Genomic DNA, 12,555 nt, shown 5'->3' on the forward strand with positions numbered 1-12,555 from the left:
TCATCACGCAACGCTCTCTGAACATAACGCCTCGGAGTCCTTCAGCGACCTTCCGGACTTTACATGCTTCCACAGCGAAGGCCCGCTTGAATTTCCATCCTTGATGATGCCAGCCGCCTTGCTGCTGCTTGAGAAGGCGTGATCGCGCGTAAAGCGGTATCGGTTGTCTCCGTCCGAAACTAGCACGCCTTCGCGAACCAGCCGGTCTCGATCATGGGCGTCCCGCTTCACGTTCGGAGAGCCCGACCGCATCGCGCTCGAATCCTTGAGGACCAGAAATCGGCCGTCCGGGAGCGGACGACCATAGGCCTGCGCCGTCTCCGGTCGGAAGACGAAGATGGGACCATTATAGTCAGTTGGAACGCTGGATGTCGGAGCCTGCGTCGCAGTTGGTTCCACGTCGATCTTTTCAGAAGGTCTTGAATACGACATTGCAGATGGTGGATGGCCGATCGGTGCGGATGGGTCTTTGACCGAGCCACCGCTTTTGACGGCCGCGACGACCGATGGGTCCAAATTGACGAACGTGACGGCGCCCGAAGGGTGCGTGTAGGGAACCGGGCGTGGCAACACGCGGATCTGGTCCAAGACCCAAGGATGGACCCAACCATTCTCGATCACCTCGTCCAGCATTGCTTCTGGAATCGCGTGCTTGTCTGTATGAGCCATGTAATCCAGGCGACCGAGCGGCGCACCCGACTTCATCAGCCGCGCCGTGCCGAAAACAAGACCGCTTTTGGCACGGATCAGGGCGATCTCGCCTCGAACATTGGTGGCCTTCGACCGCATCTCCCACGTCTTCTTGCCATCAAGGATCAGATCGATCCAAGGCTGCCGGATAATAAGTCCCTTCATCATCAAACTCCGAAAACCTTCATTACCTCGTCCCCGAAATGGTTGATGACCTTCACGGCAATCTTGCCTGTCGCCGGACGTTCGAACGGGCGTGACGTGTCCGAATAGAGCGTCGCCCAGGCATCCTCGTCGATGTCAGCCTGCAGCGCGGTGCGCAGGCTCTTGTATGGATCATTGGCGCCGAGGAAGTAGGCGTGGCGGACGAAGAAGCTTTCCTCGTTGTAGTCCGTATCGACGAACCAGGCGGCGATGCCGGCGGTGTCGTTCGAGCGTATGTCGCCGGTGTTCGGGTCGAACACGTCGACGCCGTTCACCTTGACGCGGATCTGCGGCCCGCCATCGTCGAGAATGTCAACGTCCGGTTCGCCGAAGACGACGAACATATTACCGCGGCCAGTGTTCTTCAGATCCTCCGACATGTGCATGTCGGGGTTGATCCGGGCCTTGAGGATTTTCAGGCTACCCAGGCTGCCGAGTTCCGACGAATGGGCGTCGAAGTTGAAGGCGCAAGCAATCAGCACATCAAAGCGCGCGTCGACCGCCTCGCGCGCCGCAGCGACGATGTCCTGCCGCCCGACCGTGCCATACTCCGGCCCGATCAAGATCGCGGCTCGGCGCTCCGGCCCGTTCTCGCCCTCGATGAAAGTGCCGCTCGCGCCGATGAACTTGCCGCCTGGCCAGGGCGTTAGGCTGTCGAATGTGATGCGGTCGCCCTTGTCCTGCTGCTTGACACCCTCTGTCCTGAGATAATCGATGACGATCGCCGCGAAGTCGTGAGCAGCGAGATTGGCGTCGGCCGCGGAGCGCCTGCCCTCGGCGGCAGCGATGTCGTCGACCAATTCCTCCTCGCTCGCCGGCAGCACGCGGTGCGGCGACAGGCTTTCAACGGTGAAGGGTCCGGCGACGCGGACGCGATTCTTGTCGGCATAGGGCTTGTCGTAGAGATACTCGACATCGGCCCGCGCAGCGATCGAGGCGTCTATCTCGGTCTGACGGCCGATGCGGGCTTCCCACCACACTTTATGGACACCTCGGACATTATCTGACCATGACTTTTCAGGGTCCCGCGGGATTTCCCATTCCTGCCAGTCCTCGCCTACAAGCTGATTTAGTTCCTCCCGACGCGGTTCCAGCACCGTCTGCCACTTTTCCCAGATGTCATCGATCAGGGGGTTGTTTGCGATTGACTTCAGCGTGATGTGCGGCACGCGATCGTAGACGAATCCTTGGCGGATATCGTTTCGGAACGGAGTGTCCGGATGCGGACGTTGCGTGAGCGCCGCCTCCTTGGCGCGGCCCTCGCGGCTGTCGGCCAGCAGATACCAGGGAAAGCGTGCTGCCATCAATCGCGTGCGGGCCAGCGCAAGGGCGACACGGCTCGTATCCATGGTGATCCAGCGCCGGCCCCATTGCTCGGCGACATAGGCCGTCGTGCCCGAGCCGCAGGTGGGGTCGAGAACTAGATCACCTGGATCGGTGGCCATGAGAATGCATCGCTGAATTACCTTTTGTGCCGTTTGCACAACGTAGACCTTGTCCTCAGTGAAGTTGCCGGTCTGGGTGTCGGTCCAAACGTTCGCGACGGGGAGTGCGTCGAAATCGTCCAAGAACCTTATGTATTGAATGCTATTCTTTGCGGGCCATATGCGGGATGCCTTCGCCAGTCTTCGCAATCCGTTCTCGTCGCTTTTGAACGTTCCCTTTCCAGAAGGAAACCGCCTACCTTGAAAACTGAACAAGCGCAGGTCTCCCTCACCAGCAGGACGGGAACTGGTAATATTGTCGGGCCGGAAAACGCGCTCATCTGCAGTTAGAGTGGAGTCGCGAAGGCCGCCAGTCAATCGTCGCGAACTCCCATCAACTCGCATCGCCAACCGATAAACCTGCTCGGTCGAAGCTCCCGCTTCTTTCGGTTGGAGCGCCGCCCGAAACTTCAGTGAAGCACCGTTGCGTGCATACCAGAGCAGGTAATTTGATGCGGACGCTAGGTTAGCATTCGCACGACCTGTCGTAGTCTGGTAGGCGATTTGACTAACAATATTTTGTTCGCCGAACACCTCATCCATCACCGCTCGCACGCGATGCACGTTCTCGTCGCCGATCTGCACAAAGATCGACCCGCTTTCTGTCAACAAGTCGCGCATAGCAGTAAGGCGGTCGCGCAGATACGTAAGGTAAGAGTGAATGCCGTCCTTCCAGGTATCGCGGAACGCCTTCACCTGTTCGGGTTCGCGAGAAATGTCGGCCTGCTTGCCGTCCCTGACGTCGCGCGACTGCGTCGAGACCTGCCAGTTTGAGTTGAATTTGATGCCATAAGGCGGGTCGAAATAGATGCACTGCACCTTGCCGCGCAGGCTCTCGCGTTCGGCCAGGCTCGCCATTACCTGCAGACTGTCACCGAGGATCATGCGGTTCGACCAATGTTGATCGTGCTGGTAGAACTCCGCGCGTTGATCCGGCTCGACGCCGTTGAAGTCGGCGAATAAGTCAGGCGCGTCGGTCGCCGCCTCGCGGTTCACCGCCGTACGGCGCTTCAGGTCGTCGATGATCGCCTTGGGGTGGATTTTCTCCTGGATGTAGAGCGGCGGCACGTTGACCACCAGGTCGGACCAGTCTTGACGGTCCTTTCCCCGCCAAACGAGTTGCGCGTCCGACAGCGTAAGCCGTCCCGTCTCGGCCAACTCCTGCATCTGCTCGTCGGTGATGGTGATCGTCGCGCCGTTCCAGATCAGCTCGGGCTTGCCCGGCTCCTCTTCCGCCCGCGTCTTGCCGGACGCGAGCGGTCTCGCCCGCGGATAGTGCTTCGGCGGCATCGGCGACGTGTCTTCGTCGCGCCGGAAGAAGCTCTCCATCTCTGCCGTTGGAATGTTGATGCGGCTCGCGCCGTCATGCTTTAGCGCATCAACGATGCGGGGGGATTTGGGCGTACGGGCCATCAGGCAGACTCCGGTGCGAAGATTGGCCGACCGAGATAGACGTAGGGCGTCATGTCGAAGGCTTTCAGAAGCTGCTTGGCATCGAATATCTGAACGACTGGGTTGTCCGACAAGGCTCGGGTCACCATAGCCAAGCGCCATGCCGGGTCCTTCTTGAGGCCGACATCGTGTTCATTGCGAGTGAGAAAGAAGCCTGCGTTCTCACTCGATGTCCCCTTGACCTCGACGTGGAGCGAGGTCGAGCCCTTCTTGACGAGAAAGTCATATCCGCACTTCACCTTTGTCATGTCTTTGCTCTTGAACATTCTTTTTGCATAGTAGGCAATTACCGCCTTTTCGGCCGCCTTCTCCACCTTCTTCCTGTGCTCAGGGGAGCCGAAACCTGTCAACGGATCAGAAGGATGCAGTTCCGGATCCGGCACTGCTTCCTCTGAAGGCTGTGGTACGGCAACGTCGCGCAACTGCTCAAGACGGCTGGTCAGAAGCGTCAGGAGAGCCTTCTTTTCAGGCTTCGGATCAACACCCGGACCGACCATGAAGGAATATTTACCCTGCCTCACCGACGGGTGTGAAAAGGGAACCGTTCGATTTTGTGGAGGTATGAAGAAGGCGGATTTGCTTTTTATGCAGTAGGACCAATCGTAGGCTGAGCTTCTATCGTCCGCCTCATCGCGTACCTTGTCCCTTGGAGGCTTCAGCCACCTTCCTAAAAGCGTCGCATCTTCGTACCAACCTACGATGTGAATCCCCGTGTGCTTCGGGTGCTTCGCGAGGCAGATCACGGTCCACCCCGTCGCATCCTCATTCCAGGGAGCGTATTCCTTTTTCTGCGGGGGCACATAGCAGTAGTAGGTACCATCGACAGGCATGAAGTTGAAGGCTTCGTGACCCTTGCCTTCCTTCTTGCTGCCCATCGCGTCCTTCAACCAGCCGAAGTTTCCATCGACCGGACCGCCCCGGTAGTATTCGGACCAGCCGAACTTCACCCAGAGAACCTTCTTCACGGCCGCTCTCCCAGCAATCTGATGACCAGCGTTGCGAAGTCCTCTTCCATCACCGTCCAGTCCCTAAACTCAGCGAAATCCCAATGGCCGAAGCCACCGAGGGCATTGACACCCTTCACCCAAAGGTTCCGTGTCGTCTGAGCCTTCGCCTTGTCGGTCTCATCGCGAATGCCCTTCACCTCCAAGACTAGGTTGAGCGGCTCCGCGCCGCCGTCGTCAAGCCGCACGAGGAAGTCCGGCAGGTAGCGGCGCAGGACGCCGGCATCGAGGTATGGAATCTCGAATCCCAGCGCCTGGTTCTTGGCATAGGCGATTACGCGCGGGTGACCTTCCAGCGTTAGCGCGAGCTGCTCCTCCCAGGTTGAATCGAGAACGACATGGCTGATGTGGCTCTTCGCAGGCCGAGCCCCTGTCGCCCAGCACGTCTTCGATGTGATGAAGTTGACGTGCCGCGTGGACCCCTTGGGGTTGTAGGGATCCAAGACCGCAAGGATTCGCCCTTCGCCGCCGCGCGTGAGCGCGATGTCGATCTTCTCGGCCGCGCGGGCGAGTTGGTCCTGGTAGAGGATAGCCCCCACCGGTACGCCCTTCGTGACGAGGTGGCCTTCGTCTATCCACCGGCGCGCCAACCGCTGGATCTGCGGGAACAGATGTTGCTTGGGAAAGCCGTCGTCGTCGCGGAAATGCGCATAGAGGAGGTGCTTCGCGAGATTGAAGCTGATTTCGGATGGCCGAAGGCGTTCAAGAATGGCCGGCGTTATGGTGATGCCGGCGCCGACGATGCCTTCCATCACGACCGAGGTCGGTCCGATGTCTTCGGGAGTGATCACCAGGCGGCTGTCATCATTGAAGACGGCTTCCAGCTTCTCCGACGGCACCTCGCGCCGGTAGCCGCTGACGCGCGGGAAGACGATCTCCAGTCCTGAGCGCTCCTTAATCGCGTGAACGCGGGTCACCGGCTTCGGTTTCGTCGGCTTCGCGACCTGTGGAGCCGACGCGAAGTCGAAGGGGATGCCCATGATATCGGCATACTCGACGTCGAACAGACCTGTCTGTGGGTTCAGCTCGTAGGACTGGCGGCGCAGCCCCCGGCCGACCACTTGCTCGCAGAGGAGCTGCGTGCCGAATGCGCGAACGCCCAGGATGTGGGTGACGGTGTTCGTGTCCCACCCTTCCGTCAACATCGACACGGAAACGACACAGCGGATTTGCTCGCCGAGGCGGCCGGGACGGCCGACGGTGTTCATCACCTCGCGTAGCAGTGCGCTCTCGTCTGTCGCGGCACTGATGCTTCCGGCGCCTTCCCGGTCCGCCATCTCGCGCCTGAACTGCTCAATCTCCGCCTTGGCGGCCTCATGGAATCCTTTGTCCAGTGCGTCGCCGGATTCAATCTGGCGCGAGTCGATGAGTAGCGTGCGCGGGCGAGGCAACCTCGCACCGTGTTCGTCATAGTTTCGGAACAGCTCGAGATGTCCTGCATGGAATGCAGCGCGCTCGCCTTCTTCGGCGTCGCCTCGCTCGAATCCTGCGATCCATTCGAACACGAGCTTGGAGATTGCGGTGTTCTGGCAGACCACGATGAAGACAGGCGGAACCTCGATTCCTTCGCGCTTCCACCGATCGAACTCGCCCTCGTAATGGCTGTATAAGGCTGTCAGGGCGGTCCGGAGCTGGTTGGGCAGGTCAAATGGGCTGAGTTTGTTCGCGCCGGCTGCGGTCTTGGGCAGGTCCTTTCCAATGTGTTTCCACAGGTCGCGGTAAATCACCGAGTCGGTCTGAACGAGATTGTCCGTCACCGGAACGCGCGGAAGCTTCACGATGCCACATTCGATCGCGTCGATCAGGCTGAAGTCGGAGACGACCCATGGAAACAGAAAGCCTTCCGGATATCCTGATCCTTTCAGGAAGAATGGCGTCGCGGAAAGATCGTAGACAGCGCGAACACCCTTCGACAGCTTTCGGTCGAGAGCCTCGATACCATTGATCCAAAGACGCGCGGCTTCCTCGTTCTCGGCTGCCTCTTTCTTGTCGTCCCCAGTCAGGGGGCCTTCGGCGTCTCCACCCACCTTGTGGCGATAGCAGTGATGCGCTTCGTCGTTGATCACATTGACCCGGTCGAAGTTCAGCAGTTTTTCGCACGCCCGTTTGAGCATGTCCGCATCCGTTTCGGTGGTCTTCACTGGCTCCGTCGAATTGCCTTGCAGGAAGCTTCGAGCAACCTTCGGCAGCGCAAGCGTCTCGCGGTGCTGGAACGAGTGGTAATTTGTGATGACAATCTCGGCCCGGCGAATGTCCGGCAACATCTCCGGCGGCACGATCTCGCGGGTCTCGTAGTAATTATCCGCCTCGCTGGGCAGCAGAACCCGTAGCCGGTCGCGGATCGTGATGCCGGGTGTGATGATAAGAAAGGCTCGGGAAAAATCCTTCGAGGCCCGTCTGACAGCATTCACCGTCTGCCATGCAATCAGCATGGCCATCACGGTCGTCTTGCCGCTGCCCGTCGCCATTTTCATCGCCAGGCGGAACAGCGCCGGATTGGCTTCGGCGTTAGCGGCAGCAATGTCGTTGATGAAAGTCTTGGTGGCAGCGCGTTTCGGCGCCACCTCAGTCAACCAGATGATCGTCTCGACTGCCTCCACCTGGCAAAAGAAGGGTGTAGGCCCGTTGAACTCGTGGCTCCGCCAATGCTCCAGCAGTCTCTGCGTCGCCGCCGTCACGCCCCAATCCGCCGGATTGCGTAGCTTGCGCCAGGTGTCGAGATGCCCCCGGATCGCGTTGATCAACGCGTTCTCATTGTAGGTCTCCAAATCGAGGGACGGCTGCGACGCCGCCGCCTTCTTGCGGGATGCTGGGACAGGGACGATGAAGCGAGACGGGCGGCGACCTTTTCGGGGCTCGCCGTCGAGAGGCTGACCGTTCTTGTCCAGGGGATGATGCAATTCAGGGTCGCGGTAAGGCGAATTAAGAATAGGGCGTTCGTAAAAGCTGCTCACTACTAACGCCCCTCCCGAGAACGTCGATTCGACGGCGGTCATTCCGTTGCGAGCCTAACAACCACACGTGGAAACGACCAGTGGAAAGTTGACTGCGCGAGAAATGCGCGGGAAAAGAATCAAAGAAGTTTGCCGCGCTACCAACTTCTTAGGATTGTCCCTGGATAAAAGTGATCGCCCCGACGATTGTCACGGCCTTTCCGAAAGCGGATCGCGCCGCAATTCAGCTCACCCTCCTTTGGGCCGGTTTGAGGCCTGGGTTATGGGCCACTTCGCGTCCGCCGGCCTGATCTGCACTAAGGCCGACGAGCAGACGCGAGAACGCTTGATGCCCACAGTACGCTCCCGATCTGGCCTGTTTCCGGCAGCGCTATTTTGCCAACAGCGCCTTCACCCACCACTTCCGCACCTGAACTCAACCAAACCCGTGTCGTCCAGTCGGTGCTCGACGGTAGCGACAACGATCCGCGTGATCGGGTTCTAACCCTGCTGATGATCGTTCGACGCGCATCTTGTTCGGACGATCGTTGTCGTCTCATCGCGAGAGCAAGAGGCGTCATGTAAATGGGTCTGGAATTCATTGCAAAATTGCACGTATAACGTTCCGAAATAAAGGTCGGTTCGTCAGCTCATGCACATAAAATCTTTGGACTACTTCGACTTCAAGACCCATGCGCACTTCGGCATCTCGGCGAGAGAGCGAAATGTTCTTGTCGGTCCGAACAACATAGGCAAGTCGACGGCCCTGGACGCTCTCCGGATCACGTTCGACGTCCTTCGGTTTGCCAGAAGACGGACACCCGAATTAAAAGACCAAGAGGGCGATGGCGTCTGCCCGACATACATGGTGCCGCCAACCGTCATCCAGACCGACCTCCGGTATTGCGTACATAATTTCGATGAGGGCCCGGCGCGAATACACATCAAGATCGCCAACGGCTCGGTCCTGAAGATGAAAATACCGCCGGACGGCGATGTCGAATGTTGGCTCGTTTCGAACATGCGAGTTCAACGATCGGCCAGCCACCTCAAGAAAGCGTTTCCCTTGGACATCGTCGTGGTGCCGACGCTTAGTCCATTGGAGCAGAATGAGGAGCTCGTTACCGAAGTCACCGCGGAACGGAATCGTTTCGGCCGGCTCGCCAGTCGAAGCTTTCGAACGTTCTGGTATCGGCAGGAAGACAGCGAATTCGAAGCGTTCGCGGACCTCGTCGAACTAGGATGGCCAGGCGTCCGGATTCAGAAGCCGGAGCTTGAAAGGGCCGACGGGAAAACCATCGTCAGGATGTATTTTCGAGACGGTTCGAAGGTCCGTGAAGTTCAATGGGCCGGTTTCGGCTTCCAGGTGTGGATGCAGACGATGATGCATCTTCGAAATGCGGGGAAGGATTCCGTGCTCGTCCTCGACGAACCGGACGTCTATCTGCATCCCGACCTGCAGCATCGTCTGCTCAAGATCGTTTCCCATCAGGTGGGTCAGTTCTTCATCGCCACGCATTCAACCGAGATCATCAACGACGTCGACCCTGGCGACGTACTGGTCCTGCGACCGGGGGCCAGATCCGCGAAGCGGATCAAAAACGAAGATGATTTCTCCTCGGTCTACGACGCCATCGGCAGCTCAGAGAACGCGCAGTTCGCGCGCTTGGCACGGACGAAGAAGGTCCTTTACGTAGAGGGCAAGGACGCGCGATTGCTAGGAAAGATCGGCAAGCTCGCCGGCGGCTCAGAATTCCTGTCCGACTCGTCGGTGACGCTGATGAAGACCGACGGATTTGCCAACTGGACCAGGGTCTCCACCTCAGCATGGGTCTTCAATCAGTTCTTCGAGTTCGAGGTCAAGGTCGCCTCCTTGTTCGACAGGGACTATCGGACAGACGCCCAGGTTCATGAATTCGTCGACGAACTGAAGGGAAGCGATGTTCTCTGCTTCGTCCTGCCGTTCAAGGAGATCGAAAACCTTCTTCTCGTCCCGGAGGCTATCAAAAAGGTCGTCGGCAGGCATGCCCGCGGCCAGCTACCTGCCAATTGGGAGGCACGGGTGGAAGCCATCTACGAGGCCTCGCTCGAAGGCTTGAAGGATCAGACTTCGTCGAACATCGTGATCAATTCCTGTCAATCGGCGCGGAATGTTGACCCCTTATCGGCGTCCAATATTCACCCCCTGTAGGCGATCAGCGCTTGGCCTGCCCGGCGCTGGCCGGGGTTGCAGCGCTTCGAGCGCGCCGTGCAAGTGTCAATCGGCGCGGAATGTTGACCCCTTATCGGCGTCCAACCGTGCAAGTGTCAATCGGCGCGGAATGTTGACCCCTTATCGGCGTCCAATATTCACCCCCTGTAGGCGATCAGCGCTTGGCCTGCCCGGCGCTGGCCGGGGTTGCAGAGGGTAGGCCAAGTGCGGGTGACGGGTGTCTTTGGCTTTAGCTTTGAGAGCGGTTTTTGAAGCGCCAGGACTCGTTGCCGGTTTCCACGATCTCGCAGTGATGGGTCAGGCGATCGAGGAGGGCCGTCGTCATCTTGGCATCACCAAACACCGACGGCCATTCGCCGAAGGCAAGGTTGGTCGTGACGATGACCGAGGTGCGCTCGTAGAGCCTGCTGATCAGGTGGAACAGGAGCTGACCCCCGGCCTGTGCGAACGGTAGATAGCCGAGTTCGTCGAGGATGATGAAGTCGAGGCGCGTGAGGTAATCGGCCATCCGACCTTGCTTGCCGTTGCGCGTTTCCGTTTCCAGGCGATTGACCAGATCGACGACGTTGAAGAAGCGTCCACGTGTGCCGTTGCGGATGAGCGCACGGGCAATCGCGATAGCCAGATGGCTCTTGCCTGTTCCTGTGCCGCCGACGAGAACGACATTGCGCTGGTCGGCGACGAAGGTGCCGGTGGCCAGTTCTCGCACCAGGGGTTCATTGACGGGCGTGTCGGCGAAGTCGAAGTCGTCGATGTCTTTTGCCAAAGGCAATTTGGCGATGCTGAGCTGGTAGCGGATAGACCTGGCCTGTTTCTCGGCGATCTCCGACTGCAGGAGATCACCGACGATGCGCGGCGGTTCGTGCTGCCGTTTGATGCCGTTTCCCATGACCTCGTCATAAGCGCTGCGCATTCCGTAGAGCTTCAGCGTGCCCATCAGTTCGAGAACCTGTGTGCGTTCCATCAACTTACCCTCCTGAGCCTGTCGTAACGGGCGCAGTCGGCGACCGGCTCATGGGCAAGCCGAAGCGCATCCGGGATTTGCAGGGTTGCAGCGGGAGCCGGATCGCGGCTTCGCGCCAGAATGTTGATGATCACCGAGGCAGAGCAGACGCCGTGATCGAGCGCTTCCTGGCAGGCAGCCTCAACGGCTGCGAGACCATCGGCGGGAACGCATCCGAGTATGGTGACCATCTGTCGATCACCGTCGTCAGCACTCTTCAACCGCTTGCGGACCTTCTCCATCGCGGCTGGCAAAACCCATTCCCGGAAGGGAGCACCGTTGCGCAAGGCACCGGGTTTGCGAGCGAGGACAGGGACATAGTGCCAGGGATCATAGACGGTATCGCCACGGCCGAAGCTGCGTTGGTGTTCAGCGACCGTCACTCCATCCTGTTTGATGACGACCCGATCAGCATAGGCATGAACCTCGACAGGGCGGCCGACGGCAGTCGACAGGACCGAGTATTTGTTGTTGTCGAAGCGGACAGTGCAGGTCTTCGACACCGAGGCCGGAACGCTGTGGAACCCATCGAATGGGCCGACGTAACGCACAAGGCACCCACGTTCAGCCTCAAACATCTGCCAGATCGTCTGCGCCGTCTGTTCGGGATGGCTATGGGCCTTGGCATAGGCAACGCATTTGTCGAGCAGCCAGACATTCAGTTCCTCCAGGCTTTTGACTCTGAGACGCGGCGTGAAGAACCGCTCGCGCACAAGGCCGACCTGATTCTCGACTTGCCCCTTCTCCCAGCCGGATGCTGGTGTGCAGGCTACGGGATGAACAAGATAATGGCTGCACATCTGCAGGAAGCGGCGATTGTAGAGCCGTTCCTTGCCGATGAAGACGGCCTCCACCGCCGTCTTCATGTTGTCGTAGATGCCGCGCGTGCAGGTGCCACGGAAGAAGTCGAAGGCCTTGTCGTGCGCGTCGAAGACCATCTCCTGGCTCTCACGCATATAGGCCCGCGCGAACATCATCCGGCTGTGGCAAAGCCGGACATGGGCAACCTTCACCGTTGTCGTCACGCCCTGGATCAGGACGATCTCATGGCTCCAGTCGAACTGATAAGCCTCGCCGGGCGCATAGTAGAGCGGCACGTAGGCTTCGGCCGTCACGGCCCCTCGATCCTTCGACCATCCCTTCGCATAGCGCCGGATTGCATCGTAGCTGCCGTCGTAACCCAACGCCCGAAGCTCTTCGTAAATCCGGATCAGCGTCATTCGCTCGCGAGATGGCTTGCCTTCGTTCGCGGCCAGGAAGCGCTCAATCTCAGCCTTCCAGGCCCCGGTCTTCGGAAGCGGCTGCCGTTCGCGCTCGTAGGAAAAGTCGGTCTCATCGGATCGCAGTATCTTCCGCACCGTATTGCGGGAAACATGCAGCTCCCGGACGATCCTCTTCACCGACCAGCCCTGCACATGGAAGGCTCGACGAACACGCGCAATCGTATCCACTCGCTTCAACTCCCCCTCCATCCGCCAGCAAAAGACGGATGGTCAGACGAAACAGGTGGGGGGTCAAAATTGGACGCCGGTCACCCCGCCAGAGGGGTCAATATTCCACGCCGAAACACACC

General features: G+C 59.3%; 6 protein-coding genes and 1 pseudogene. 1 reads left to right on the forward strand and 6 read right to left on the reverse strand.

The genetic code is table 11. The annotated features are described in order from the left end of the window. Positions 1-3: 3 nt before the first annotated feature. The 4 genes from ASG68_RS27745 to ASG68_RS27760 are packed head-to-tail and all read right to left on the reverse strand — an operon-like array spanning position 4 to position 7,788. A complete protein-coding gene (locus ASG68_RS27745) occupies positions 4-858 on the reverse strand; it encodes a DUF4357 domain-containing protein (RefSeq protein WP_082554055.1) in 855 nt (284 codons plus the stop codon). After that, a complete protein-coding gene (locus ASG68_RS27750) occupies positions 858-3,791 on the reverse strand; it encodes a site-specific DNA-methyltransferase (protein ID WP_062610298.1) in 2,934 nt (977 codons plus the stop codon). The genes ASG68_RS27745 and ASG68_RS27750 overlap by 1 nt, the downstream gene beginning before the upstream one ends. Next, positions 3,791-4,795, reverse strand: a complete 1,005-nt coding sequence (locus tag ASG68_RS27755; RefSeq protein WP_062610300.1) for a DUF3883 domain-containing protein — start codon at positions 4,793-4,795, stop codon at positions 3,791-3,793. Before ASG68_RS27755 ends, ASG68_RS27750 begins: the two co-directional genes overlap by 1 nt. Continuing rightward, the gene (locus tag ASG68_RS27760; protein WP_082554056.1) at positions 4,792-7,788 is read right to left on the reverse strand and encodes a BPTD_3080 family restriction endonuclease; all 2,997 of its coding nucleotides are present in this window, start codon (positions 7,786-7,788) and stop codon (positions 4,792-4,794) included. Before ASG68_RS27760 ends, ASG68_RS27755 begins: the two co-directional genes overlap by 4 nt. 646 nt (positions 7,789-8,434) lie before the next feature. On the opposite strand from ASG68_RS27760, the gene ASG68_RS27765 reads away from it, so the two are divergent. Next, a complete protein-coding gene (locus ASG68_RS27765) occupies positions 8,435-9,958 on the forward strand; it encodes an ATP-dependent nuclease (RefSeq protein ID WP_162247286.1) in 1,524 nt (507 codons plus the stop codon). A 250-nt stretch (positions 9,959-10,208) separates the two neighbouring features. Here ASG68_RS27765 and istB read toward each other — a convergent pair whose 3' ends face one another. Beyond that, complete coding sequence (gene istB / locus ASG68_RS27770; RefSeq protein ID WP_062610304.1) at positions 10,209-10,943, reverse strand: IS21-like element helper ATPase IstB; 735 nt, start codon at positions 10,941-10,943, stop codon at positions 10,209-10,211. Then, positions 10,876-12,442: pseudogene (istA, locus tag ASG68_RS27775) on the reverse strand (IS21 family transposase). The gene istB and the pseudogene istA overlap by 68 nt, the downstream one beginning before the upstream one ends. Between the last annotated feature and the right edge of the window lie 113 nt (positions 12,443-12,555).

It is taken from the genome of Rhizobium sp. Leaf453 (genome assembly GCF_001425605.1).
GTDB lineage: Bacteria > Pseudomonadota > Alphaproteobacteria > Rhizobiales > Rhizobiaceae > Pararhizobium.